General features: G+C 38.0%; 26 protein-coding genes. 1 reads left to right on the forward strand and 25 read right to left on the reverse strand.

Features of this window, described 5'->3' with window-relative positions:
- Nucleotides 1–164: 164 nt before the first annotated feature.
- Nucleotides 165–425, forward strand: coding sequence for a 30S ribosomal protein S20 (rpsT, locus tag NFR44_RS02150; protein ID WP_115309547.1), 261 nt, complete (start codon nt 165–167; stop codon nt 423–425).
- A gap of 120 nt (nt 426–545) precedes the next feature.
- Here the strand turns inward: rpsT and NFR44_RS02155 are convergent, their stop codons facing one another.
- The 25 genes from NFR44_RS02155 to NFR44_RS02275 all read right to left on the reverse strand — a co-directional run bounded on the left by NFR44_RS02155 (nt 546) and on the right by NFR44_RS02275 (nt 25,567).
- Nucleotides 546–851: a hypothetical protein gene (locus tag NFR44_RS02155; protein ID WP_251440676.1), complete on the reverse strand. Its 306-nt coding sequence runs from the start codon at nt 849–851 to the stop codon at nt 546–548.
- Nucleotide 852: 1 nt separating this feature from the next.
- Nucleotides 853–2,028: a phosphopentomutase gene (locus tag NFR44_RS02160; RefSeq protein ID WP_251440678.1), complete on the reverse strand. Its 1,176-nt coding sequence runs from the start codon at nt 2,026–2,028 to the stop codon at nt 853–855.
- An 83-nt stretch (nt 2,029–2,111) separates the two neighbouring features.
- A complete protein-coding gene (locus NFR44_RS02165) occupies nt 2,112–2,645 on the reverse strand; it encodes an NUDIX hydrolase (protein ID WP_251440680.1) in 534 nt (177 codons plus the stop codon).
- A gap of 259 nt (nt 2,646–2,904) precedes the next feature.
- Entirely contained in the window at nt 2,905–3,354 is a 450-nt protein-coding gene (gene dut, locus NFR44_RS02170) for a dUTP diphosphatase (protein WP_251440681.1), read from the reverse strand.
- A gap of 27 nt (nt 3,355–3,381) precedes the next feature.
- The gene (locus NFR44_RS02175) at nt 3,382–5,451 is read right to left on the reverse strand and encodes a polyribonucleotide nucleotidyltransferase (RefSeq protein WP_251440683.1); all 2,070 of its coding nucleotides are present in this window, start codon (nt 5,449–5,451) and stop codon (nt 3,382–3,384) included.
- Nucleotides 5,452–5,628: 177 nt separating this feature from the next.
- Nucleotides 5,629–5,895 (reverse strand): 30S ribosomal protein S15, encoded by a 267-nt coding sequence (gene rpsO / locus NFR44_RS02180; protein ID WP_115309541.1) that lies wholly within the window; start codon nt 5,893–5,895, stop codon nt 5,629–5,631.
- Between the two features lie 259 nt (nt 5,896–6,154).
- Complete coding sequence (locus NFR44_RS02185) at nt 6,155–6,949, reverse strand: ABC transporter ATP-binding protein (protein ID WP_251440685.1); 795 nt, start codon at nt 6,947–6,949, stop codon at nt 6,155–6,157.
- 13 nt (nt 6,950–6,962) lie between these two features.
- On the reverse strand, nt 6,963–7,832 hold the full coding sequence (locus tag NFR44_RS02190; protein ID WP_251440687.1) for an ABC transporter permease: 870 nt from the start codon (nt 7,830–7,832) through the stop codon (nt 6,963–6,965).
- A 51-nt stretch (nt 7,833–7,883) separates the two neighbouring features.
- On the reverse strand, nt 7,884–8,864 hold the full coding sequence (locus NFR44_RS02195; RefSeq protein WP_251440689.1) for an ABC transporter substrate-binding protein: 981 nt from the start codon (nt 8,862–8,864) through the stop codon (nt 7,884–7,886).
- A gap of 171 nt (nt 8,865–9,035) precedes the next feature.
- The gene (locus NFR44_RS02200) at nt 9,036–9,404 is read right to left on the reverse strand and encodes an arsenate reductase family protein (RefSeq protein ID WP_251440691.1); all 369 of its coding nucleotides are present in this window, start codon (nt 9,402–9,404) and stop codon (nt 9,036–9,038) included.
- Complete coding sequence (locus tag NFR44_RS02205) at nt 9,404–9,757, reverse strand: hypothetical protein (protein ID WP_251440695.1); 354 nt, start codon at nt 9,755–9,757, stop codon at nt 9,404–9,406. Before NFR44_RS02205 ends, NFR44_RS02200 begins: the two co-directional genes overlap by 1 nt.
- Complete coding sequence (locus NFR44_RS02210) at nt 9,757–11,154, reverse strand: aminopeptidase (protein WP_251440698.1); 1,398 nt, start codon at nt 11,152–11,154, stop codon at nt 9,757–9,759. Before NFR44_RS02210 ends, NFR44_RS02205 begins: the two co-directional genes overlap by 1 nt.
- A gap of 85 nt (nt 11,155–11,239) precedes the next feature.
- The gene (locus tag NFR44_RS02215; protein ID WP_251440700.1) at nt 11,240–12,220 is read right to left on the reverse strand and encodes a 3'-5' exonuclease; all 981 of its coding nucleotides are present in this window, start codon (nt 12,218–12,220) and stop codon (nt 11,240–11,242) included.
- Nucleotides 12,220–13,275, reverse strand: coding sequence for a glycosyltransferase family 9 protein (locus tag NFR44_RS02220; RefSeq protein WP_251440702.1), 1,056 nt, complete (start codon nt 13,273–13,275; stop codon nt 12,220–12,222). Before NFR44_RS02220 ends, NFR44_RS02215 begins: the two co-directional genes overlap by 1 nt.
- Before the next feature lie 14 nt (nt 13,276–13,289).
- Complete coding sequence (locus NFR44_RS02225) at nt 13,290–14,303, reverse strand: glycosyltransferase family 9 protein (RefSeq protein ID WP_251440704.1); 1,014 nt, start codon at nt 14,301–14,303, stop codon at nt 13,290–13,292.
- Nucleotides 14,300–14,830: a D-glycero-alpha-D-manno-heptose-1,7-bisphosphate 7-phosphatase gene (locus tag NFR44_RS02230; RefSeq protein ID WP_251440706.1), complete on the reverse strand. Its 531-nt coding sequence runs from the start codon at nt 14,828–14,830 to the stop codon at nt 14,300–14,302. Before NFR44_RS02230 ends, NFR44_RS02225 begins: the two co-directional genes overlap by 4 nt.
- A gap of 46 nt (nt 14,831–14,876) precedes the next feature.
- Nucleotides 14,877–15,842 (reverse strand): ADP-glyceromanno-heptose 6-epimerase, encoded by a 966-nt coding sequence (rfaD, locus tag NFR44_RS02235; protein WP_251440708.1) that lies wholly within the window; start codon nt 15,840–15,842, stop codon nt 14,877–14,879.
- Nucleotides 15,839–17,320, reverse strand: coding sequence for a D-glycero-beta-D-manno-heptose-7-phosphate kinase (gene rfaE1 / locus NFR44_RS02240; RefSeq protein ID WP_251440711.1), 1,482 nt, complete (start codon nt 17,318–17,320; stop codon nt 15,839–15,841). The genes rfaD and rfaE1 overlap by 4 nt, the downstream gene beginning before the upstream one ends.
- Nucleotides 17,310–17,894 carry a D-sedoheptulose 7-phosphate isomerase gene (gene gmhA / locus NFR44_RS02245; protein ID WP_251440713.1) on the reverse strand — a complete coding sequence of 195 codons (585 nt, stop codon included), beginning with the start codon at nt 17,892–17,894 and terminating at the stop codon, nt 17,310–17,312. The genes rfaE1 and gmhA overlap by 11 nt, the downstream gene beginning before the upstream one ends.
- A 12-nt stretch (nt 17,895–17,906) precedes the next feature.
- Nucleotides 17,907–18,836 carry a dipeptidase gene (locus tag NFR44_RS02250; RefSeq protein ID WP_251440715.1) on the reverse strand — a complete coding sequence of 310 codons (930 nt, stop codon included), beginning with the start codon at nt 18,834–18,836 and terminating at the stop codon, nt 17,907–17,909.
- The gene (gene nrdR / locus NFR44_RS02255; RefSeq protein ID WP_251440717.1) at nt 18,833–19,297 is read right to left on the reverse strand and encodes a transcriptional regulator NrdR; all 465 of its coding nucleotides are present in this window, start codon (nt 19,295–19,297) and stop codon (nt 18,833–18,835) included. The genes NFR44_RS02250 and nrdR overlap by 4 nt, the downstream gene beginning before the upstream one ends.
- A gap of 62 nt (nt 19,298–19,359) precedes the next feature.
- Entirely contained in the window at nt 19,360–20,280 is a 921-nt protein-coding gene (locus NFR44_RS02260) for a VirK/YbjX family protein (RefSeq protein WP_251440719.1), read from the reverse strand.
- A gap of 340 nt (nt 20,281–20,620) precedes the next feature.
- The gene (locus tag NFR44_RS02265) at nt 20,621–21,109 is read right to left on the reverse strand and encodes a cupin domain-containing protein (protein WP_251440720.1); all 489 of its coding nucleotides are present in this window, start codon (nt 21,107–21,109) and stop codon (nt 20,621–20,623) included.
- A gap of 209 nt (nt 21,110–21,318) precedes the next feature.
- Nucleotides 21,319–24,765 carry a pyruvate carboxylase gene (locus NFR44_RS02270; RefSeq protein ID WP_251440721.1) on the reverse strand — a complete coding sequence of 1,149 codons (3,447 nt, stop codon included), beginning with the start codon at nt 24,763–24,765 and terminating at the stop codon, nt 21,319–21,321.
- A 106-nt stretch (nt 24,766–24,871) separates the two neighbouring features.
- Nucleotides 24,872–25,567 carry a hypothetical protein gene (locus tag NFR44_RS02275; RefSeq protein ID WP_251440723.1) on the reverse strand — a complete coding sequence of 232 codons (696 nt, stop codon included), beginning with the start codon at nt 25,565–25,567 and terminating at the stop codon, nt 24,872–24,874.
- Nucleotides 25,568–25,574: the final 7 nt, after the last annotated feature.

Here is a 25,574-nt window from a genome sequence, read left to right on the forward strand (position 1 = left end):
ACGGATAGGAACTATACTGTATGAAAACTTTCCTGTCTATTATATCTTAAACTATTATATCACAAATATATAACAAAACTAATCCTTCAAAGGTATTGCACAACCATACGCTCTATGCTATAATTATTCAGGTATATTATTGTAATCATAAGGAGGTGACTCAATTGCCAAATATCAAATCCAGTATTAGAAGCGTAAAAACAGACGCTGAACGTCGTGCGAAAAACTCCGCTGTGAAATCTCAAATTCGTACAGCTACACGCAAAACGGTTGAAGCTGTAGAAGCTGGCGCAGTAGAAGATGCTAAAAAAGCACTTGTTCAAGCTACTAGCGTAATTGATAAAGCAGCCTCCAAAGGCGTTCTTCATAAAAACACAGCAGCTCGTAAAAAATCCAACTTGGCTGCTAAAGTGAATGCTTTATAATTCTAAGGCACTAAAAGCGTTGTAACCTAGTTACGGCGCTTTTTTTAATTTGTGCATATAAAAAGGAACTACTCTCAAATATTAACTGAGACGTAGTTCCTTTTGTCATTTCGACTCTTATTATTTCTTCAAATCCCCATGCATAATGCAACGGAATAAATTAAGCGCTACAGCTACTGGCTGACCAGCTTCAAGCGCCGTTGTAGCTTGGCCTAAAGCGCGACGAAATACAGCATGCACTTCCTCTGTGCCAGATTGACTCACAGCGTTTACATCTAACTCCATAATATATTTAAATAGAGCATGCAATTCTGTACTATCCATACCTTGTGCTTTAGCTACTTCAGTTTGCTGCTTTGCCCAATCATAGCGTGCTCTTTCTTGTGGATCCGTAGGAATTTCTTTCTTATTATGTGTACAACTCATACTATTTTGCCTCCTTAATACATTCTAAAAAACTTGTGCCCATATGACCAACCAGTCCAAAATTATCTAATATAGTCTGCCCCACATCAGCAAAAGTATCACGGTCCCCTAACGCAACAGGTCGACGTAAACCCTTCCAATAACCTAATAGGGGCACTAATTCACGAGTATGATCTGTGCCAGCCCATGTAGGATCATTTCCATGATCTGCCGTAATTAATAGTAAATCCTCAGGCTGTAATAATTCTATAAAACCGCCTAACTGGTAATCAAAGTCTTCCAAAGCGCGCTTATAGCCTATTACATCACGACGATGGCCATAGAGGCTATCAAACTCAACTAAGTTAATCATCATAAGGCCTTCTTTAAAAGTACCTCCTAATAAACGAGCAGCTTCATTCATGCCATGTGCATTCGATTTTGTTGGATAGGATTCACTAATACCTACATTAGCATAAATATCACCAATTTTACCAACGCCAATAGTTTGTAGCTTATGCTGCTGTAAAATTTCCCAATATAAGGTTTTCTCTGGCATACGACTATAATCATGACGATTAGCAGTTCGCTTAAAATGACCTAATTCACCCACAAAAGGTCGTGCAATAATACGCCCCACGTAATAATCACCAATACATACTTTTTCACGAGTAATCTTACAAATGCGATACAACTCCTCTAACGGAATAATATCTTCGTGTGCCGCAATTTGAAATACTGAATCAGCTGAAGTATACACAATAGGCTTGCCTGTCTTTATATGCTCAGCTCCTAAACGCTCTATAATTTCAGTACCAGAAGCCACTTCATTACCTAAATATCCATATCCGGTTTCACGCGTAAAGGCATCCATCACTTCCTTAGGAAAACCTTCGTAAAATGTGGGAAATGGCACCTCTACAGGATGACCTAATAATTCCCAATGACCACTAGTCGTATCTTTCCCTTTACTCTTTTCATGAAGACGACCAAATAACCCTTGTACGGGTTCTTCATCACGCTGAATATCAGAAATTTCTGCTAAACCTAAACGTTTTAACGTAGGACAACGTAACACCCCACCGACTTTTTCAATATGGCCAATAGTATTAGCACCTTCATCACCAAATAAATTAGCATCTACGGCGTGACCAATACCAACACTGTCCATGACAATTAAAATTATTCGTTTAAACATAGTACGCCTCAATTCTTATTTACGTCACTACAACTTTCTATTACTTTACATTATGTAATATTAGGCCTTATTGCTACTATCAGTTATTTAAGATAGGGCATGGCTAATGCTAAAGCAGCCAAAGTTTTGCCATCTTTAATTTCTTCGTTACGAATCGCTTCCATTAATTCGTTTAAAGTATAATATTCAAGCTCTACATACTCATCTTCATCCCAATGAGTCTGCCCTTTGCTTAACTCTTTAGCAATAAACAAATGAATAATTTCATTACAAAAACCTGGGCTAGTAGCAATAGGTCCTAAAGAAATCCATTCTGCTGCTTTATAGCCTGTTTCCTCTTCTAATTCACGCTTAGCACAAGTCAGCGGATCTTCCCCTTTATCTAGTTTACCGGCAGGAATTTCTAATAAACCACAATCTAACGCATAACGGAACTGACGTTCCATAACAATGCGCCCTTTTTCATCAATAACTACAATGGCACTGGCTCCCGGATGATGAACAACTTCACGCCAGGCTTCTTTACCATTTACTTCCGCCACATCAAAAGTAACTTTGATTAATCGCCCATCAAATTTCATTTCTGAAGATATTTGTTTTTCTTTATGTATACTCATATATACGCTCCTACTAAGCCCTATACGTTATAAAAAGTTAACGCAAGCACTATTTTACAACAATTTACGACTAAATAAACTTACAATCTCTACACTGTAAAATTACAAAATTGAAAGGTATTCTCTATTTATTGTAACATACTACAACCAAAGGTAAAGGAAAAATAAAAATACTCCTCAGAGTATGTTCATTTCTTATTACTTATGCAATAAAGCAAAATAGATAAGAACAGAACTCACTCTGGGAGTATTTGTTTAATTAATTATTACCTGTGCTACCAATGCCACCAGTACGAATACCTGTAGCATCATCATCACTAGTAATTAAATATTTAGAGAAAATACCTTGCGCCACTCGCTCACCTTTTTCAAGACTTACTGCTTCTTGCCCCATATTAATAAGAGCAATTAAAATATGGCCTTCATTTTCTTCATTGTTGTAATAATCACTGTCAATAATCCCAGTGCTATTTACTAGCATGAGATGCCGCTTAATGGCCATACTTGAACGAATATGAATCGCCAAGTATTCATCATAATTCATAAAGGCCTTAAGACCTGTAGCAACTAACTTCATTTCACCAGGGTTAATTGTCACAGCCTCGGCACATTCAATATCATACCCTGCACTTTCCGTTGTTTTACGTCTAGGTAATGCAATATCTTTATCATCATACTGCGAGACAACTTCAAATCCACGTATATCCATCTAACGACTCCTCTTTCAATCGGTAGTTTATTTCAAACAATCTTTACGAGACAAATTAATACGACCTTGTTTATCAATTTCGATAACTTTGACCATAATTTCATCGCCTACGTTAACAACATCTTCTACATTTTCTACACGCTCTTTAGCCAATTTAGAAATATGTACTAACCCTTCTTTACCAGGTAATACTTCAACAAAAGCACCAAAGTTCATAAGGCGTGTTACTTTACCAAGGTATACTTCGCCTACTTCTACTTCTTTTGTCAAATTAGTAATAATTTCAATCGCTTTATTAGCAGATGCTTCTTCTACAGCGGCAATAAAGATCGTACCATCATCTTCAATATCAATTTTGGCACCCGTTTCTTCAATAATGCTGCGAATTACTTTACCACCTTGACCAATAACATCACGAATCTTATCTGGATCAATATGCATTGTAATAATGCGAGGTGCCCACGGTGACATATTGCCACGTGGAGCCTCAATAACAGCTAACATTTTACCCATAATGTGCATACGACCTTTATGAGCTTGTTCTAATGCTTCTTTTAAGATTTCACGGGACAAACCAGAAATTTTAATATCCATTTGGATAGCTGTAACACCTTTTGCCGTACCAGCCACTTTAAAGTCCATATCCCCTAAAGCATCTTCCATGCCTTGAATATCTGTCAAAATGGTATAATGTTCACCTTGTGTAACAAGACCCATCGCAATACCAGCTACTGGTGCTTTAATAGGTACCCCTGCATCCATTAAGGATAAGGTACTACCACATACAGACGCCATAGAGCTGGAACCATTAGATTCCAATACTTCAGACACTAAGCGCATAGCATATGGGAATTCTTCTTCTGTTGGTAAAACAGCTAGTAAAGCACGTTCCGCTAAAGCACCATGACCAATTTCACGACGACCTGGCCCCCGAGAGGAACGAGCTTCACCTACAGAATAAGATGGGAAATTATAATGATGAATGTAGCGTTTTTCTGTTTCAATACCAATACCATCAATAGTTTGTTTTTCAGATAATGGAGCTAATGTACAGATATTAAGTACTTGTGTTTGGCCACGAGTAAATAAACCAGAACCATGAGTCCGAGGCAATACACCAACACGAACGCTAATTGGACGTACTTCATCTAATTGACGACCATCAGGACGAATTTTTTCTACCGTAATCATATGACGCACAATTTCTTTGGTCATTTTTTCAAGAGCCATAGAAACATCAGCCATATTGTCTGGGTAGATTTCTTCAAAATGAGCCTTTGTATCAGCATATACTTCATCTTGTTGAGCATCACGTTGCTGTTTATCAGCACAACGAACAGCTTTATCTAATGCATCATGAGCATATTCTTTAACAGCTGCTAAAATTTCTTCGTTAAGCGCATGGGTTGGCAATACACGTTTTTCTTTGCCCGCTACGGCTACCATTTCTTCTTGGAACGCTACAATGCGTTTAATTTCTTCATGAGCTGCCATGATAGCATCTAACAATACGTCTTCAGCTACTTCCTGAGCGCCACCTTCAACCATCAAAATAGCATCTTTAGTACCAGCAACTACTACATTTAAATCACTCGCTTCTAATTGTGCTACAGTTGGGTTAATCACAAAAGTGCCACCAACACGGCCAATGCGAACCCCGGCAATTGGGCCAGCCCAAGGAATATCAGAAAGCGCTAATGCTGCGGAAGCACCAATCATGCCGCAAATTTCAGGGGCATTATCTTGGTCTACAGACAGTACAGTAGCACATACATGTACATCATTACGGCAACCTTTATCAAATAATGGGCGAATCGGACGGTCAATTAAACGACTATGAAGAATCGCCGTTTCTGGCGGACGTCCTTCACGTTTTACAAAGCCACCAGGAATACGTCCTACAGCATACATTTTTTCTTCATAATCAACGGTCAATGGGAAGAAGTCAATATCTTTTGCTTCTTTAGATGCTGTAGCAGTTACTAACACTACTGTATCACCATAACGCACTAAGGCTGCACCGCCTGCTTGTTTTGCAAGTTCCCCTGTTTCAATAGTAAGGGTACGACCTGCAAGGTCCATTTGGAATTGTTCCATTCCGATTCCTCCTCTGAATCACTCTTCTACAATTTTTACATTCTATCTTATTGTAAAGGATTATAGGATAAAATAAAAGTCTTTTTCGTACTTTTATTAGAATAAGTCTCTATTTTTCTTACTCTATACTAAAATACATATAAAAAAAGCGGCCAAGGCCGCTTTTAAGTTACGCAATTATTTACGTAAGTTTAATTTTTCAAGAATTGCACGGTAACGTTCAATATCTTTACGACGAAGGTAGTCAAGCATATTACGACGTTGACCAACTAATTTTAAAAGACCACGACGGGAGTGATGATCTTTTTTGTGTTCCTTCAAATGTTCAGTAAGATATAAAATGCGGTTAGTTAAAATCGCAATTTGTACTTCTGGAGACCCAGTGTCACCTTCATGAACAGCAAATTCTTTGATGATAGCTTGTTTAGCTTCTGTAGTTAACATTTTGTTTCCTCCTAAAAATAAAAACCTCGTCAAGCCAAAGTAAACGTTGGAGATTCGCATACTTCGCTTGCGTTATAGTGCTCTTTGCACCTCAATCAGTATACTATATAGACTAGTACTTGTAAAGGATTACTTGAATATAATTCTAGTACTTGTAAAGGATTACTTGAATATAATTCTACTACTTGAATATAATTCTGCGATCCTCTTTAACTGATAATACCTACTTGAATCTGATTCAAGTATTCTATCGACTATCCTATTTAGCCCCTAGTACCATGCGGTCACTCACGGTATCACCGGCTACTTCAAAGCGTTCTAATAAATCTTGAACCGTCAATTTCTTCTTTTCTTCGCCTCGTACATCAAAGATAATTCGACCATTATTCATCATAATTAATCGATTACCAAAACGTAAAGCATCACGCATATTATGAGTAATCATAAGAGTGGTAAGGTTATGCTCTTGTACTAACTTATCAGTAAGATTTAATACATTTTCTGCTGTCTTAGGATCAAGAGCTGCCGTATGTTCATCTAATAATAATAACTCAGGGCGCAACATGGTAGCCATAAGCAAGGTAATAGATTGACGTTGACCACCACTTAAGAGCCCCATACGAGCTGTTAAACGATCTTCTAACCCTAAACCCAATAAAGATAAACGCTCTCTAAATAGTTCGCGCTCTTTTGGCACGAAAGCCCATTTCAAGCCCATTCGTTTACCACGGCGTAGTGCTAACAACAAGTTTTCTTCAATCTGCATATTACCAGCAGTCCCCAACATGGGATCCTGGAATACACGACCAATAAAAGCCGCTCTTTTATATTCAGGCATCTTAGTAATATCTGTATCATTAATATGAATGGACCCAGAATCTACAGGAAATACACCAGCAATCGAATTCAATAAGGTACTTTTACCAGCCCCATTACCACCAATAACAGTAGCAAAATCACCTGATTCTAAACGCAAATCTACTCCGTGAAGGGCTACTTTTTCATTAACCGTCCCCTTAAAGAACGTTTTTACAATTTGTTTCACTTCTAACATAGGTAGGCCCTCCTTATCGACTCTGCCATTTTGCCTTTAATGTCGGTAAAGACAAAGCAATAGCAACTAACACGGCAGTAAATAATTTCAAGTCATTTGGTGGCATACCTAAGTATAATACAACAGCAATAACAATACGATATACTACAGAGCCAAGCACTACAGCCACTAAATTTTTTACGAAAGATTTTGTGCCAAAAAGAACCTCACCAATGATAACAGAGGCTAAGCCAATAACAATCGTACCAACGCCCATACCGACATCGGCATACCCATTACCCTGTGCGACTAAAGCACCAGCTACGGCTACAAAGGCATTAGATAATAACAAACCTAGAACAATCATTGAATCTGTATTCACACCTTGAGCACGAATCATTTGTGGATTAACCCCAGTGGCACGAATAGCAGCCCCAATTTCCGTTCCAAAGAACCAAAATAGGAAGATGCCTGTAATAATGGCAATTAATAAACCTACAAGGGCTAGTGCCCAAGTGGCAGAAATATTCATAGATTCAAAATAGGTATAAATCGTCTTCATACGCAATAAAGAAACATTCGCTTTCCCCATTACATGAAGGTTGACAGAATATAAAGCAATCATTGTTAAAATCCCTGCCAATAGAGCGGGAATTTTTAATTTAGTATGCACCCAGCCAGTCACTACACCAGCTAACATACCTCCTACGGCGGCGCCCAAAATCGAAAGAATAGGATTAACGCCTGCTACAATCAAAGTTACCGAAATGGCCGCCCCTAAAGGGAAACTTCCTTCCACTGTTAAATCGGCAATATCCAATACTCTAAAAGTAATAAATACACCAATGGCCAACAATGACCATAATAACCCCTGACCTAAGGTTGAAATAATTAGGTTTTCCATATATTCCTCCATCTATAAAAAGAAAAAGGCCGAAGCCCTTTTCTTTTTGAATTATTTACTTGCTTCCGCTAATACATCAGCTGGAAGGGTAATACCAAGACGTTTAGCTACGTCTTCATTAATAACAAGTTTAAATTCTTTCTGACTTTCAATTGGCATATCACTTACTTTGGCTTCGCCAGATAAGATTTTAGCCCCCATTAAGCCAGCTTGGAAGCCTAATTGATAGTAATCAACGGAATAAGTTGCAAGACCACCAATTTTAACAATATTATCTTCACCTGGGAATACAGGAATTTTAGCTTCATCAGTAATTTTTACTAAATTAGGCATAGCCGATGCCACTACATTATCAGTTGGCATATAAATAGCTTCTACCCCTTGTGAAACCAGATTCTGAGCAGCTTGTTGAATATCATTTACATTCTGAACTGTTGCTTCTACTACTTCAAGACCTTTTGCTTTAGCATGAGCTTTCATACGTTCTGCTTGTAATTGTGAGTTAACTTCACTAGCACTGTAAATTAAGCCTACTTTTTTGGCATTTGGTAATACACGAGTAATTAAATCTACTTGTTGTTCTACCGGATTCATATCAGTAGTGCCACTTACATTAGTACCTGGTTTTTCATTACTATTTACTAATTTAGCTTGTACATAATCAGTAATAGCAGTTCCTAAAATAGGAATATCTTTTGATGCATTTGCCATAGCCTGTGCTGATGGTGTTGCAATCGCTAAAACTAAATCTTCTTTATCTGATACAAAGCGTTGCGCAATACTATTTAAATTAGATTGATCTGCTTGGGCATTTTGTTGGTCAATTTTGACATTATCTTTATAGCCCTTAGAAGCTAATCCATCTACAAAGCCCTTATTAGCCGCATCTAAAGCAGGATGTTCTACCAGTTGAATAACCCCCACTTTGTACGTCTTATCTGCACCACTACCATTGTCACTACCGCAGCCACTAAGCAAACCTACAGCCATCAAAGCTGTGGCAGCAGCCACTACTACACGTTTTTTCCACATATAAAATGCTCCCTTCTACCATACTACATGTATCCACCTACACGGGATATTGCATTTATTATAGCTTGTTTCCTATTCTATTTCAATAGGAAATACAAGCAAATTTCACATTTTTACCATAACCAATTTAGATATGAATTATCAGTTATAACACCACTACAAATATTACTACTATTTTAAATAACCATTACGGCGCAAGGCTTCGTCCCATTCAGCTTCTTTAAAGCCTACTAGTACAGTATCTTCCAATACTAGAATAGGCCGTTTCACAAGCATACCATTAGTAGCTAACAGAGCCAATTTCTCATCTTCATTCATAGCCGGTAAACGATCTTTAATATTTTCACTGCGATACACTTGACCAGACGTATTAAAAAACGCCTTTACCTCTTTGCCACTTTTAGGCTGCCATAAACCTAATTCTTCTACAGTAGGATTTTCTTCTTTAATATTCCGAGCCGTAAACTCAATGTTATGACTTTCTAAATATTTTTTTGCTCGTTTACAAGTCGTGCATGTAGGATATTCTACTAATAACATTAGCTAACTACCTCCTTCATTACCTCTTGGATGCTCTCTAAGGTAAAGCCATTAGCCGCTAACACATATTCTTCTAGTTTACCACGCTCGATAGCCATTTTCATAACAGGAATTTCAAAAGGATCAAGTAAAACAGTCAGTAATATTTCACCAGTTTTAAAATAGCCGACTACCCCTTGCCCTTCTTCTGGATCGAGAGTTTCACGCTTTACCTCTTGGCAATATTTTGCCATAACATCCTCTGCGGCGGTCGCACATTCTTCACGATCTTTTAAATACTGTTGTGCTTTATCTTCTTCAATGTCAAAAATATCAATTCGTACCGTCCGCTTTTCTTTATTTGCTTCTGTCATTATAGGCTCGCTTCCTCTCCTGCTGCCTGTAAAAAGGCTACATAGCATTTTTTAGCTTCATACACATCAGCTTTACTTGTTACTTCCCACGGCGCGTGCATACTTAATACAGCCACACCACAGTCAATTACATTCATACCGTAAAGAGCCATGATATACGCAATCGTACCGCCGCCACCGAGGTCAACTTTACCAAGTTCAGCTGTTTGAAAATTAACTTGATTATCATCCATAATACGACGAATAAAGCCCATATATTCCGCATTCGCATCATTAGAGCCAGCTTTACCGCGCGCACCAGTGAATTTATTAAATACTACCCCCTTACCAAGAAAGGCTGCATTCTTTGCTTCAAAAGCGGATGCATATAAAGGATCGTAGCCAGCACTTACGTCAGAAGATAGCATACGACTCCGCTCCAAAGTGCGACGAACTGCCAATGGTGAATTATGGCCAACCATAGCTAATAATTCTGCCACTACATTTTCAAACCAACGAGATTGCATCCCCGTAGCACCAACAGAACCAATTTCTTCTTTATCCACTAATAACGTACAAGTTGTGCGTTTTACAGAGTCTACTTCTAACATAGCGGCTAATGAAGTATAAGCACAAACGCGATCATCTTGTCCATAAGCTAGAATCATGCTACGGTCAAATCCCATTTCACGAGCACGACCAGCTGGTACGATTTCTAATTCAGCAGATAATAAGTCTTCTTCCGTAAAACCATATTCTTTTTCAAAAATATCACTTAAAAATTTTGTAACCCCATCTTTCAATTCCCCTTTAACAGGTTGGCTGCCAATAAGTAAATCCAAGTTTTCCCCTTCAATAACTTTATTAGCTTTTTTCTCCATCTGTTCTTGCCCCAAATGTGGCAATAAGTCAGTAATGCAAAATACTGGATCCGTATCTTTTTCACCAATCGCTAACGGAATAACAGTACCATCTTTTTTGACAACTACGCCATGTAAAGCTAATGGCATAGCTACCCAGTGATATTTTTTAATACCACCATAATAATGAGTGTCAAAAAATGCTAAATTGCTATTTTCATAGAAAGGATTTTGTTTTACATCAAGACGGGGAGAGTCAATATGAGCGCCTAAAATATTAAAACCTTGTTCTAAAGATTCATTGCCAATATTAAACAAGGCAATAATTTTTTTCATATGAACCGCATAGATTTTATCGCCTGCTTTAATAGGCTGCCCTGCTTTTTGTAAATCTTTTAAATTTTTATAACCCTTCGCCTCTGCTTGACGAATTGTTTCATCAATACATTCACGCTCTGTTTTACCAATATCTAAAAAGCGCATATAATCTTGACACAACGCTTCTATTGCTTTTGTGTCAGCCTCTGTATATTCATGCCATGCATATTTACGTTCCATTGTATCATCCCTTCCTAATTAGTATATAAACTAATATTTAATATCTATAATAAACAACTATCAAAATAATTGTAATTGACCACTTTTATTTACTTTCTTTTTTCTTTTGAGCTGACAAACGTGCTAAATAGGCTTCCTCTTTAATACGGTTCTGCTCAGTACGTTCTGCATATAAAGTCTGCAATTTTTCTGGCGCTTCTGTAAGCATCTTCGTCACATAATACCGCAATACATTACCCCGTTTCATATATTTACCAATGCGCCAATGAACAGCTAATAAGCCATGATTACGACAACGACCTAAACTAATAAATTTATCACCACTAAGGCGTTGTATTTTTTCCAAAGCCAGTAAGGTTTGACACTGAGGACAATGGGCATGACGTACACGGCTATCATGTAATACTGTACGCTTATCTGCAAAATTTTCATAAATAAAAAAACTCAAGGCTTCGGGAAAGTATGCTGGTGAATAAGTATGCTTAATAATCTCATCATATTGAGCAATGCCCTCAGCTAAAGGAATTGCTTTACATACGCGGCCAGTAAAAATAGAATCATTTAATGCATCATGAGCTGGTAAATCATCTTTGGTAATAGCCAACTCTTCTAAAGCTTTACTTAACGCAACTTGCTGTGTATTACCATGTTGCAAATGGGCAAAAATTAATTGCGCGTCATACCAAGTATGCTTAATGCGACTAGGCAAACCAAAGAGACGCAAATTTTCCCGTAACATCACAATATCGTCAGAGCCCCAGGTAAGTAAGACAGCATTAGAGCCACACCAAGTTTCAAAACTCCGATAGGCCTGCGCAAATGAAACGCCCAAAGCTAAGTCAGCAGCTGAAATATGAGTCAACTTTTCCACATGCTTATGCATGCGCGTTAGATACTGTGGTTTGATAAGCATACTAAAGGTATCAATTAACTCTAGATTAGCATCTAATTTAACGGCACCAATTTGAATAATTTCGCCTGATACAGGTAAACCCGTCCGTTTCATAAAGCTAATATCATTCGCAAAGGGCTGATTCCATTCCAAATCGAAAATTACATACTCCATTACGCTTCCTCATTCCCGGTTTCACAGAGTAGCGACTGTGCTGCCTCAATGACGGACTGAGTGGAAATAACACTAACCCCTTTATAATTACCTTCTTTTATAATCTGTTTCATACTCTTACCTACTTCATAGGTATCCATAGATTCTAAGACAACACAGTTTTGCGTATATGGTCCATAAAATTTAGGATTAGACGGCCCATAGAGTGCTACTAATGGTACATGTTGGCTCACCGCTACATGCATTGGTCCAGAATCATTGGTTATAAACAAGCTACAACGCTTAATAGCTGCTGTAAGCTCACCAAGACTAAACTGTCCAGTAGCCACAACAGGTTTATGATGCATATGAACGACTACAGAATCTACCATATCTACATCCATAGGGCCACCAAAGAATATCACTTTATACCCTTTGTCACAGAAATAATCAGCCACTTGAGCAAAACGCTCTTGAGGCCAACGTTTCTCTGGCACAGCACTCCCTACATTAAAACCAATAACAGTATCTACTTCAGAAATTCCATGTTTCTGATAAAACGCATCAACTGTCTGTTCCCATTCAGGACAAGTATATATTTCTAAGCCTTTATTAGAGGTATCCTTTACTCCCAATTGTTCAAGAACATTAATATACATATCAGCCGCATGCCTCGTTTTACGATCAAGCCGTGTATATTTTGCCATGAATGGACGGAATAAAAAGTGACTCATTCCCGTTGTAATCTTCCCCCGTAAAGCCCAAGCAAAGAAACTAGTCCGTTCATTAGGGTGAAGATTTATAACAATATCTGGTTGCCCTCCAGATTGGCGCACATATTTAGCAATATTTTGTAAAGCGGCAATACTATTATCCCGTCCTTTTTTATCAATACATACTATACGGTCAATATTGGGATTATATTGCATTACTTCCTTTAATTTTCGGTCCATTACAAATGTAATGTGACTATCTGGCGCTGTTTGGCGTAGTACGTGTAAAAAAGGTGTTGTCAAAATAACGTCCCCTAAATGCATTAAGAAGGTGACTACGATTCGTTTATGATTTAACTCCATACAAACCTCCTTTATTAAAGTAGGGCTTTAGCTGTATCCCACACTTGATCAATTGAAATTTGAGCCATGCAAGCTGGATCATCCACAAGAGGATTTTCTGGCGTTGCCTTTGAAGTCGGTGATACAATGCAATGCACATGCTCACCACCATAGGGACCAGTCCGCTCAGGTGAAGTTGTACCATATAAGCCTATCAAAGGTCGTTTCAAAGCATTGGCAATATGCAAAGGACCTGTATCAGCACTAATAAATAACTTGGAGCGTCGAATAAGTTCAATTAATTCTTCTAAATTCGTTTGTCCCGTCATATCAATAACAGCTTCACTACTAACTTGCGTTTTAATTGCTTGCGCCTTTTCTTTATCATTCTCAGCACCAATTAAGACTACATACTGCTTAGCTGCCACCAATCGCTTTGCTAACTCACCAAAAGAATCAATGGGCCATTCTTTTACAGACCAACGTGCACCAGGTGCTATCACTACATAATCATGACCGTGTGGAAGGCCCGCTTCACTTAATTTTGCTTCACAACTAGTAGCTGCTGCTGGAGATTCCTTAATAGGAAACTCAACCCCAGCCACAGTGCCGCCAAGGGCTCGCACGGTGTCCAAATAACGCTCAATAACATGACCATATTTATGAGGACCCTCTAACCCTTTATTAATAAGCTTACTACCTTCACGTAGTTCCCAGTATCCATACTTTTCGTTAGCACCCGATAAGGCTGCTACAATAGCACTTTTAGCTAAACATTGTAAGTCTAGACACATATCGAACTGATAACTATGTAATACTTTGCGTAAAGACCATAAATACCCTAAGGATTTCAATTTTTTCTTATCAATAAATAGAACCTCGTCTAACCAAGGCTTCCCTGGCAAAGGACCACTAAATTGTTCATGCACTGCCCAGGTAATATGCGCCTCAGGCCAATTCTTACGAATCGCATATAAAGTGGGCAATGCATGAATAACATCACCAAGGGAACTCATTTTTACAATTAAAATGCGCTTATAATCTTTCATTTGACCGTCCCATTCGTTACATTTTCTCGCTGCTGTAAAATAGGCAATAAAAATTCTTCTAAATTAGTACCTTCAAATAAGTAACCCGTTAACCCCGCTGCTTCAGCAGCAGCTACATCAGACGGCTTGTCACCGACCATAAAACTTTTCGTTACATCAATATCATAATCGGCCATAGCTTGTAATAACATGCCTGGCTTAGGTTTACGGCAATCACAGTCCTTAGTAAAAGTAGCTATAGTCCCCTTTACATGATGCGGACAATAATAAAAATGAAGGATAGAAGCCCCCTGCGCTTTCAGGCGGTGATTAATTTCTGCATGTAATTTATTCATATCAGCTTCTGTATAGTACCCACGAGCAATACCACTTTGATTCGTTACAACAATTAAGTCATAACCCGCTTTTACAGCGGCTGCTAAAGCTTCTGGAGCACCAGCAACAAATTGTAAATCTTCTACTCGGTATAAGTAATTTACATCAACATTAATTACGCCATCACGATCTAAAAATAAAACCTTACGCATAGGCTCCCTTTCCTAACAATTATCGTACATAGATTATATCTAATAATTACCGAACATAGCCTTCATTATTATCCAATAATTCACAATATTCAGCTACGGCCTCTTCTAAATTAGTAAATCCTTTATCATAGCCAACACTCATAAGCTTAGTTGTATCTGCTTCTGTATAGCTTTGATATTTCCCCTTCAACACTTCTGGGAATGGTATATAGCGTAGAGAGCCAGAACCATTATAAGCAATGACGGCTTTCATAAAGCGATTAAAGCTTTTAGCTTCACCAGTGCCACAGTTAAAAATACCACTAATTTCAGGGTGTTCCCAGAAGAAGAAATTAACATTCACAACGTCTTTTACATAAATAAAATCGCGAACTTGTTCACCATCACCATAGCCATCAGTACCTTCAAACAAAGTGATTTCACCTGTTTCACGAAGCTTATAAAACATTTGGCGCACTAAAGAAGCCATATTCCCTTTATGATTTTCATTTGGACCAAATACATTAAAATAGCGCAACCCAACTACTTGAGATTGCAATTGTCCCTCAAAGCGACGCAAATAACGATCAAAGAACAATTTAGAATATGCATATGGATTCAATGCTTCTTCGCATTCTGGCTTTTCCGTAAATCCCTGCGTGCCATGACCATAAGTAGAAGCAGATGATGCATAAATAAAAGGTACACGTCGTTCTTGGCAATAATGGAATAAATTCTTTGTTCCTTCAAAGTTATTGTGCATCATATAGCGCCCATCATAATTCATAGTATCTGCACAAGCACCTTCATGGAAAATAACTTCAATAGGACCAATATCAAATGTGTTGGCAGCCACCGCTTCATCAAAGTCTATACAATCTACATAATCATAGAAATCTAACATTTGTAAATTGCGGATTTTACTACCATCTGTTAAGTCATCTACAATTAAAATATCATTACGGCCTCGTTCATTCAATTGTTTTACAATATTACTGCCTATAAAACCAGCGCCACCAGTAACAATAATCATAATAATCCCTCCTGCACTAAGGCCTTAATTTTCTCTATAATTCCTGTAGTGGAATAGCCCTCTTTGAATGGCAAAATAATAACTTTATCCACAAATTCACAGCCAATCACTTGATCTACCGAATAGTCGCCACCTTTGACCAAAATATTAGGCCGTAATTCATGTAATAGTTCTGCCGGCGTATCTTCTTCAAATACAACAACTCCATCAACAAAGCCTAAAGCCCCCATTAACTCCGCTCGCGATGATTCAGAATTAATAGGTCGTGCCGAGCCTTTTAAGCGCTTCACAGAGGCATCAGAATTAAGTCCTACCACTAAATGGTCCCCTAAACGAGCGGCATCCCGCAAGTACGAAAGATGTCCACTGTGTAAAATATCAAAGCATCCATTGGTAAAGACCACGGTATGGCCTTCATTTTGCCATTGACGAATTTTAGCCGCCATTTCTTCACGGCTATAGGCCGTAATCGGGTCAGCCTGACGATGGCGAATCGCCTCCCACAAATCAAGTAATTCTTGACGATGAATGGGATATGTTCCTACTTTGGAGACGACTACGCCTGCCGCTGCATTAGCTACATGCAAAGTACCACGCACAGTTAACCCAGCCGCCATAGCTGTTATAATCATAGCCACTACTGTATCACCAGCCCCACTTACGTCAAAAACGTCTTGTTGGGTTGCTGGATTATGCCATACTTTCCCTTCTTGGCTTACAATAGTAATGCCTTTTGCAGAACGGGTAGCTACTACATAATCAAAGGATACTTGAGCAAGCGTTTCTTTCGCAGCTGTCACAATGGCTTCATCTGTATTATCTAAAGAACGGCCTATATATTCACTTAATTCCTTCACATTCGGCGTAATAAAAGTAGCACCACTGTATTTAGACCAATCATTCCCCTTAGGATCTACAATCGTCTTAATACCTTTAGCATTCGCCATAGTGATGACAGCCTTTAATACAGCAGGTGTACAAACGCCTTTACCATAGTCAGAAATAACAATCCCATCTAAGCCTATTTCACATAATTCGCTTAACCAAGCCAATAATTGCTTCGCCTCTTGCTCAGACACAGCCTCTGGTTCTTCAAAATCTAACCGCATCATTTGCTGACGGCCACCTAAAATCCGCATTTTAGTAGTAGTTTGACGGCTAGAAAGACGTAAAACACCTTCATGATTAATATGTTCTGTTTCTAGTAAATGTGTCAGTAAATCACCATGACTATCAGTGCCGGCAACACCGCCAAGAAATACATGGCAATCTAAATTAGCTAAATTATTAGCTACATTAGCAGCCCCCCCCAACACTTCTTTTACATCAGTAACGCGATTAACAGGCACTGGTGCTTCCGGGGAAATTCGGCCTACATCACCAAACACATAGCGGTCTACCATAATATCACCAATAACGGCAATGCGAAGTTCTGGCAATTTATGTGTCAAAAACTCATTAATTGTTTTACTTATCATATTCTTCTTCCACCAACTCACAGATTATATGGCCTACCAAAATATGCATTTCTTGAATACGAGCTGTTACTTTTGACGGAATAGGCAAGGTAATATCACAAATCTCCTTAAGCTTGCCGCCCCCTTCACCTGTGAAAGCAATCGTATGCATACCTGTATCACGCGCTTTAAGAGCTGCCTGCACTACATTACCACTATTACCAGACGTAGAAATACCAATTAATACATCACCAGCTCGTCCCAAGCCTTCAACTTGACGGGCAAATACTTCTTCATAACCATAGTCATTCGCTACAGCAGTCAAAATTGAGGTATCTGTAGTTAAGGCAATAGCCGCCAAAGAACGACGTTCTTTTTGAAAACGACCAATCAATTCAGCCGCTAAATGTTGTGCATCTGCTGCAGAGCCACCATTACCACAAAACAACACTTTATTACCAGAAGCTAATGCCGTTTTACAACGTTCTGCAATGAGCTGAATAATCTCCATTTGTTCCATTGTCTGACCAAATACATCTAAATGGTCCGTGAACCGTTCTGCAATTAAAGGATTAATTTCGCCTGCTAATTCCATACTAGCCTCCTATTATAATATCGTCTGCAATAGACGTTCTGCATTCTTACTGAAAATTTTATCTGTGTCAGCCTCACTAAGACCAGCAGCCCGAAAGGCATCATGTAAACGTGGCATTTCACTGGCATCAGCAATTTCTGTATCAGGCCGAATTCCATCAAAGTCAGTCCCCAACGCAACTACATCAGAGCCGCCTATATTGCGTAAATATAAACCATGACGAACAATGTCAGCAATTTGGCTAACTCGGTTCGTTCCTAAAAAAGCTTGTGCAAAATTAAGACCAATTACACCACCTTTATTAGCAATCAAACGAATTAAATCATCCGTTAAATTCCGTGGGTGGTTCGTCAAAGCTCGCGCATTAGAATGGGATGCAATAAAAGGTTTAGTAAGAATTTCACCTAATTGAAATGTGCCTGCATCATTTAGATGTGAACAATCCACAATCATGCCCAGTTCTTCCATATACTGAACAAATTCAATCCCTCTTGGTGTCAACCCTTTACCTTCATGCTCTTTACCATTTGGATAGGATAAGCCATTAGGAAAATTCCAACTAATAGTGATTAAACGAACTCCATCATCATACGCTTTTTTTAATCGCTCTAAAGAGCCCTCAAAAACGCCGCCCTCTTCCACTGATAATAAAGCACTAATTTTACCAGATTCACGAGCTGTCACAAATTCATCATAAGAACGAACATGCACAATATCATCAGCATACCGTGTCATCTGTTCGTTAAAAATTTGACGCATCGCTTCATAACGGCCATAAGGATCTGCTTCTTGATCTAATTCTACAAAGAGTGCAAAATCTTGAAGTGTATAGCCACCTTTTTTTAATCTTGGAATATCAATTTTCCACGGATTCTGCGCTAAATCCCCTTTATCAGGATGGTCAATGAGCATCATTATAGTATCGCAATGTAAATCTATCATTTGGACTCCTCGTGATTGCGTAAATCTTTTAACACGGCAACAAAGGCTTGCACATCTTCAAAATTACGATATACCGATGCAAAACGCACATAGGCTACTTCGTCTATATCTTTTAATTCTTTAAGAACTAAATCACCAATTTCAGAAGATTTAATTTCCTGCTTTGATTGATTACGTATAGCATCCTCTACATTTTTAACTACATTTTCTAAGGTCTCACGAGGGATGTTTCGTTTATTACAAGACCGTAATAAACCATTCAATAATTTACTACGATCAAACATCTCATAACTTCCACTCGATTTAATCACCATAATTGGTACATCTTCAATTACTTCATATGTGGTGAAGCGACGCCCACAGGATAAACATTCACGGCGACGACGAATGCTATTATCATCATCAGTAGCACGAGAATCTGTAACTTTATTTTCTGTATGCTTACAATACGGACATCTCATGAGTACACCTCTTTTCTCTATAAAAACCTATAATTAGGTTATATTGTTATATTAACTTCTTATTATTTTGACAAAACATAAGCTTTACTATTATTAGCAATTTCATCGATAAATTGATCTAACATTTCATAACGCTTACGATACATATTGCGTTTATGAGTTTTAGCTGTTTCATAGGTTTTTCGTTCTTCTGCTAGTGGAATCCGAAAATACTTACTATCTTCCGGACATACTGCGCCGCCTAATTCTTCCCAAAATGGGTCAAATTGAACTTTTTTAGAACGATTACCTCGAATTAAATGGCTATTAGTATAGAAACCTTCATCAGAAATGGCATATAAGGAAGAAATTCCCATATTAGTAGCAAGTTGACGCATCAAGAAGAACATAAAATTCTTTGGTCTATAACTGTGCATCTTTTTCGTAATTTTTTTAGCTTTTTCTAAACCATTTGGAGACCCTTGAATTGTACCAATCCAAATACAAGGTTCACCATTAAATCCATGACCTAGGCGGAAATTAATATGATACACCCATTCGCCATCATAATTTAAAAATAAACTTAAAAAACCTTCTTTACGTTGACCCGTATGAAACCAAAGTTCACTTTTTAAATTTAATTCCTCATTCTCCCAAATAGTAATGGCATGGCTCACATCAGGATTATACATCTCAGTAATAGCCTGTGCCTGAAAATATTGAGGTAACATATCAAAGTGTTCTTTAATAGCTTCTAAGCGCTGTTGTGCCGTAGAGTTTTTAAATAAAAACACACGATTAATCACTTCATAAATACCTTCATGCCGTGATAACAAATTAGGTAATGGAGCATAGGTATCAAAATACTCTATTAATTCTGTTAGTTGCTTCTTATTTTTATAAGAGCGACCTACAAATAATGTAATCCGTCGCTTTTCACGCCAGCTCTTATAACCATAAATAGAACGACCTAAGGCCCATTGTTTTTTTGCATATGAAAACATACTTACACTCCTCACATCTACCTATTACTACATTGCACTACATTGTATTATCTTTTAATGTGTTCTCTCCTTCTATCAATAGTTTGCCATTTTATATGCCCCGAAGAAAAATACACAAATTATCAATATCTTGTATTCTTAATTTTTTAAAACGCCTTATATGGTAAAGGGTTTCTAATCTATTGTAACACGAAATGGCGAAAAGAACTATCAAAGTCCATAGAAAAAAGACTGTTACTTTATGTAACAGTCTTTTTATAAATATCTTAATTAGATACTAGTCTTGTTAACAGTAATTTTCTTTTTCCTCAACCGTCAATTATAGTCAATTTAACATAAATTATTTCTTAACTACCGCCAAATACTGTTCGTCACTTACTGGTTCGAGCCACTCTGTACTTGTATTCTCACCAGGCACTTCAATAGCTAAATGAGAAAACCAATGTTCCCCATCAGCACCATGCCAATGCTTTACACCCGCTGGAATGGTAATCACAGTACCTGTTAAAATCTCTTGAGGTTCTTCACCCCACGCTTGATAAAAACTACGACCGCCTACACCAATTAAAATTTGTCCGCCTCCTTTATCACCATGATGAATATGCCAATCATTACGACATTTAGGCTCAAAGGTCACATTATAAATCCCCAACGACTTAGTTTCAATAGGTGCTAAATAACTAGTACCAACAAAATATTGAGCAAAGGCGACATTTTCTTCCCCTATAGGGAATATCATAGACTTTGCATGTTCACCTTCTGTTGTAGCAACAGTTATAGGAAGTCCATTAATATTAGTATATTCTTTTTTATTTGTGTTCATAGCCATTCATATCCTCCATTTTTACATTAGCTAAATACATAAGGTATATTATTCATATACTTACACTACACCTTGAAGTTAACTTTAAGTCAAGTGTCAAATAAAAACTATAAAAAGAAGAGGCCCTAGGACCTCTTCTAAATTAGCATGAACACAATATCCACAATATTGATGTTATATATTCATACATGATTCAATTATTTGAAATATACCTATTAAGAGTTAGAACGGTCTTGAATCTTAATCAAGCAATCGCCACTTTCAATACGACTACCTTCACGCACATATACTTCGCCAACGATACCATCGATAGGTGAAGTAATGGTAGTTTCCATCTTCATTGCTTCTGTTACGATTAAAGGTTCTCCCTTCAAGACGCTTTGACCACTCTTAACGAGAATCTTAACAACGGAGCCAGATAAAGTAGCACCCACTTCACCAGGTTGTGTTTTATCCACTTTATGACGTACCACACCCGTTGTCTTAACATGTTTATCACGCACTTTAATATCACGTGGCTGACCATTAAATTCAAAGCTAATAATACGATTACCATCTTCATCCACTTCACTAACATGGATTAATTTAATAATCAACATTTTACCTTTTTCAATGGTTACATGAATAGACTCACCACGGCGCATACCAAAGAAGAATGTTGGTGTATCTAGTACAGAAATGTCATCATAATCACCATTAAATTCTACATAATCACTATATACTTTTGGATATAAGCAATAGGCAATAACATCTTCATCAGTAGCGGGAGACCCCATATCAATCAATTTCTTACGAACATCTTCAAAATCAACTGGTTCTAAGGAAGCTCCTGGGCGACCTTTCAATGGCTTCTTACCTTTTAAAATGATTTTCTGTAATTTTTCAGGGAAACCTTGATAAGGAACTCCTAAATATCCTTGGAAGAATTCTACAACGGATTGTGGGAAGTCTAATGTTTCCCCTTTATTGTAAATATCTTCTTCTGTCAAATCATTTTGAACCATGAATAAAGTCATATCACCTACAACTTTAGAGGATGGTGTTACTTTGATAATATCACCAAACATCATGCTAACTTGATGATATACAGTCTTAACTTCATCCCAGCGATCACCTAAACCAACACTCTTAGATTGCTGTTGTAAGTTAGAGAATTGACCACCTGGCATTTCATGTTGATATACTTCAGTGCTAGGGTATGGATTTGTTTTATCTACGCCTTTATAGTATGGACGGATGGAAGCAAAATAATGAGACATGTGTTCCATATAGTTTGCATCCATTTCAGGCTGACGTTCATGACCAGATAAACCATAATATAAAGAGTTCATGCTAGGTTGGCTTGTACCATTAGCAAAAGCAGAATACGCTACGTCAACTACATCAACACCAGCATCAATAGCACGACCATAACTATAAATGGCATTGCCCGCCCCTTCATGAGTATGTAAATGAATAGGTAAATCAACAGCATCTTTTAACGCAGATACTAAGTTATAAGCAGCTTGTGGTTTTAAAAGGCCTGCCATATCTTTAATAGCAATGATATTAGCACCCGCTTTTTCCACTTCTTTTGCCATCTTCACATAGTAATCTAAATTATATTTTGGACGACTAGCATCTAAAATATCGCCTGTATAGCATAAGGAAACTTCCGCAATCTTATTCTGATTACGTACTTCATCAATAGCTACATGCATATTATCTAAGCTATTCAAGCTATCAAATACACGGAATACATCAACCCCATTAGCAGCTGCTAATTTAATAAATTGACGCACTACATTGTCTGGATAGCTAGTATAACCTACTGCATTAGCACCGCGAAGCAACATTTGCAATAATACATTTGGTACTTCTTTGCGGAACATGCGAAGTCGTTCCCATGGATCTTCATGTAAGAAACGATACGCTACATCAAATGTAGCACCGCCCCAACATTCTAAAGAGAATAGATTAGGTACCCCACGAGCTGCTTCACCAGCTACACGAGCCATATCGACTGTACGCAATCGAGTTGCAAATAAAGATTGATGCGCATCACGCCAAGTTGTATCTGTGAAATATACTTGTTTCTGTTCCATCAACCATTTAGAGAAACCTTCTGGTCCTAATTCATCAAATTTTTGTTTTGTCCCAGCTGGTGGTTTAATAGAAAGCAATGGTGGCATCTGAATTGGTTCAAAATCAGGTACATCTTGATGACCCAAACCTTGATAGCCATTAACCGTAACATCAGCAATATAGCGCAACATTTTAGTACCACGGTCACGCACTTGTTTAAAGACAAACAATTCAGGATGTTCATCAATAAAGTTTACATTGCAAGTACCTGCAATAAATTCTGGACTTTCCAATACATTAATCAAGAAGTGAATATTTGTTTTAACACCACGGATACGGAATTCACGTAAACAACGTAGCATTTTTTGAATAGACTCTTCTGGTGTTAAGGCCCAAGAAGACGCTTTTACTAACAAGGAGTCGTAATAAGGCGTAATAACTGAACCAGTAAAGGCGTTACCACCGTCAAGACGAATACCAAAACCGCCGCTTGAACGATAAGCAACTAATTTACCAGTATCAGGCATAAAGTTATTGCTAGGATCTTCTGTTGTAATACGACACTGAATAGCCTGACCATTACATTCAATTTTATCTTGTGTAGGAATGCCTACTTCTTCATCAAATAAGGAATATCCTTCAGCTACACGAATTTGAGTGTGAACAATGTCGATACCTGTAATTAACTCAGTAATAGTATGTTCTACCTGAATACGAGGGTTAACTTCAATAAAGTAGAAATTACCATCATTAGTAACAAGGAATTCTACCGTACCAGCCCCTACGTATTTAACATTTTTCATAATTTTAACAGCCGCATCACAAATGCGTTGACGAGTTTCAAGTGGCAATGCAAAGGCTGGTGCTATTTCAACAACTTTCTGATGGCGTCGTTGTACAGAACAGTCACGTTCATGCAAATGAACTACATTACCATGACTATCCCCCATAATTTGAACTTCAATATGTTTAGGTTCAACAATGAGTTTTTCAACATATACTTCATCGTCACCAAAGGCCATCTTAGCTTCTGATTTAGCACGATCATAAGCTTCACGCAATTCACCCATGGATTCAACAGCACGCATACCACGGCCGCCACCACCATTAACAGCTTTAATCATTAATGGGAAACCATGCGTTTTAGCAAACTCTTCGAGTTCTTCAAAATTATTTAAAGGCCCATCACTACCTGGAATCATAGGAATACCAGCTAGTTTGGCCTGAATACGTGCATTTACTTTATCCCCAAACATTTCTAAATGCTCTAAGCGAGGACCAATAAAAATAATCCCTTCTTCTTCACATCGCTTAGCAAAACGGGCATTCTCTGCCAAGAAGCCGTAGCCAGGATGAATAGCATCAACATCATGTTCATGGGCAATGCGAATGATATCTTCAATATCTAAGTACGCATCAACTGGTTTTTTACCACGTCCTACTAAGTAGGCTTCATCCGCTTGATTGCGGTGCAAAGAAAGCGAATCCTCTTTTGAATAAATGGCTACTGTGCGAATTCCCATTTCATTGCACGCACGGAATACGCGAATAGCAATTTCACCACGATTGGCAACCAATACAGATTTAATTTCTTTCATGAGACTTCCTCCTCAACTTTGTTACCTCTCTACATTGTAGAAGTATTCCCTCCAGAATACAACCTTTATATTTCATGTATACACAATACATACATGAGATAACCTGTTAGTAATAGGTAATTAAAAGGCCTATGAAATACAAGGCTTCTAATACCATAACAATCCCCATTAAACGCTTGAACCAAAGAATACCCGTTCGGTAATTAGGTCGCGTTACTAATTTAGCTAGCCGTTCTAAACGATTCGTCAACCAAAATACAGGGATTAAATATCCAATAATAAAGGATATGATTAACATTGATGCCAATTTCCAACCAGCAATCGCAATCGTAGCAACTAACCAGATATAAATTGGCAACCGATCATATCGCCATGAAAGACCGACTAACAAGCCTTGACGAACTATGGCTAACGTCCGCTGCCACGGTGTACCACGTCGTTCTAAACGTCGCTCTTCACGCCCTCGCAGTGGTGAAGGATGAATAAAAGCAACCCATTCAAAAGCTTGTAAAGCCATGACGACTAATAAAACAGCCCATATTATATAAGCTGCACCACCAATACTATACGGCCCTAAGATCCAAGATCCTAATACCCCTACTACTATAATAGAGGCCGCCATACCAATGGCAAAATAAATACGTTTATAAATGTGCCCAGCTAAGCGTGGCAAAATAGTTGCCACTGTTTCTGGCACTAATGACATGCCTAGCCCAGCTAGAAAAATTAATATAATTAAAATGAGCTTACCATAGGGCGTATTTAGGGCGTCTGTAATAAGCACTGTATACTCTGTTAACATAGGACTC

This window comes from Veillonella intestinalis (assembly GCF_943193155.1).
Lineage (GTDB): Bacteria > Bacillota > Negativicutes > Veillonellales > Veillonellaceae > Veillonella_A > Veillonella_A intestinalis.

What these genes read in the sequence shown, in the direction of transcription:
- NFR44_RS02155 (WP_251440676.1), bottom strand. Translation starts at nt 851, where the DNA reads ATGAGTTGTACACATAATAAGAAAGAAATTCCTACGGATCCACAAGAA.
- NFR44_RS02160 (WP_251440678.1), bottom strand. Translation starts at nt 2,028, where the DNA reads ATGTTTAAACGAATAATTTTAATTGTCATGGACAGTGTTGGTATTGGT.
- NFR44_RS02165 (WP_251440680.1), bottom strand. Translation starts at nt 2,645, where the DNA reads ATGAGTATACATAAAGAAAAACAAATATCTTCAGAAATGAAATTTGAT.
- dut (WP_251440681.1), bottom strand. Translation starts at nt 3,354, where the DNA reads ATGGATATACGTGGATTTGAAGTTGTCTCGCAGTATGATGATAAAGAT.
- NFR44_RS02175 (WP_251440683.1), bottom strand. Translation starts at nt 5,451, where the DNA reads ATGGAACAATTCCAAATGGACCTTGCAGGTCGTACCCTTACTATTGAA.
- rpsO (WP_115309541.1), bottom strand. Translation starts at nt 5,895, where the DNA reads ATGTTAACTACAGAAGCTAAACAAGCTATCATCAAAGAATTTGCTGTT.
- NFR44_RS02185 (WP_251440685.1), bottom strand. Translation starts at nt 6,949, where the DNA reads ATGTTAGAAGTGAAACAAATTGTAAAAACGTTCTTTAAGGGGACGGTT.
- NFR44_RS02190 (WP_251440687.1), bottom strand. Translation starts at nt 7,832, where the DNA reads ATGGAAAACCTAATTATTTCAACCTTAGGTCAGGGGTTATTATGGTCA.
- NFR44_RS02195 (WP_251440689.1), bottom strand. Translation starts at nt 8,864, where the DNA reads ATGTGGAAAAAACGTGTAGTAGTGGCTGCTGCCACAGCTTTGATGGCT.
- NFR44_RS02200 (WP_251440691.1), bottom strand. Translation starts at nt 9,404, where the DNA reads ATGTTATTAGTAGAATATCCTACATGCACGACTTGTAAACGAGCAAAA.
- NFR44_RS02205 (WP_251440695.1), bottom strand. Translation starts at nt 9,757, where the DNA reads ATGACAGAAGCAAATAAAGAAAAGCGGACGGTACGAATTGATATTTTT.
- NFR44_RS02210 (WP_251440698.1), bottom strand. Translation starts at nt 11,154, where the DNA reads ATGGAACGTAAATATGCATGGCATGAATATACAGAGGCTGACACAAAA.
- NFR44_RS02215 (WP_251440700.1), bottom strand. Translation starts at nt 12,220, where the DNA reads ATGGAGTATGTAATTTTCGATTTGGAATGGAATCAGCCCTTTGCGAAT.
- NFR44_RS02220 (WP_251440702.1), bottom strand. Translation starts at nt 13,275, where the DNA reads ATGGAGTTAAATCATAAACGAATCGTAGTCACCTTCTTAATGCATTTA.
- NFR44_RS02225 (WP_251440704.1), bottom strand. Translation starts at nt 14,303, where the DNA reads ATGAAAGATTATAAGCGCATTTTAATTGTAAAAATGAGTTCCCTTGGT.
- NFR44_RS02230 (WP_251440706.1), bottom strand. Translation starts at nt 14,830, where the DNA reads ATGCGTAAGGTTTTATTTTTAGATCGTGATGGCGTAATTAATGTTGAT.
- rfaD (WP_251440708.1), bottom strand. Translation starts at nt 15,842, where the DNA reads ATGATTATTGTTACTGGTGGCGCTGGTTTTATAGGCAGTAATATTGTA.
- rfaE1 (WP_251440711.1), bottom strand. Translation starts at nt 17,320, where the DNA reads ATGATAAGTAAAACAATTAATGAGTTTTTGACACATAAATTGCCAGAA.
- gmhA (WP_251440713.1), bottom strand. Translation starts at nt 17,894, where the DNA reads ATGGAATTAGCAGGCGAAATTAATCCTTTAATTGCAGAACGGTTCACG.
- NFR44_RS02250 (WP_251440715.1), bottom strand. Translation starts at nt 18,836, where the DNA reads ATGATAGATTTACATTGCGATACTATAATGATGCTCATTGACCATCCT.
- nrdR (WP_251440717.1), bottom strand. Translation starts at nt 19,297, where the DNA reads ATGAGATGTCCGTATTGTAAGCATACAGAAAATAAAGTTACAGATTCT.
- NFR44_RS02260 (WP_251440719.1), bottom strand. Translation starts at nt 20,280, where the DNA reads ATGTTTTCATATGCAAAAAAACAATGGGCCTTAGGTCGTTCTATTTAT.
- NFR44_RS02265 (WP_251440720.1), bottom strand. Translation starts at nt 21,109, where the DNA reads ATGGCTATGAACACAAATAAAAAAGAATATACTAATATTAATGGACTT.
- NFR44_RS02270 (WP_251440721.1), bottom strand. Translation starts at nt 24,765, where the DNA reads ATGAAAGAAATTAAATCTGTATTGGTTGCCAATCGTGGTGAAATTGCT.
- NFR44_RS02275 (WP_251440723.1), bottom strand. Translation starts at nt 25,567, where the DNA reads ATGTTAACAGAGTATACAGTGCTTATTACAGACGCCCTAAATACGCCC.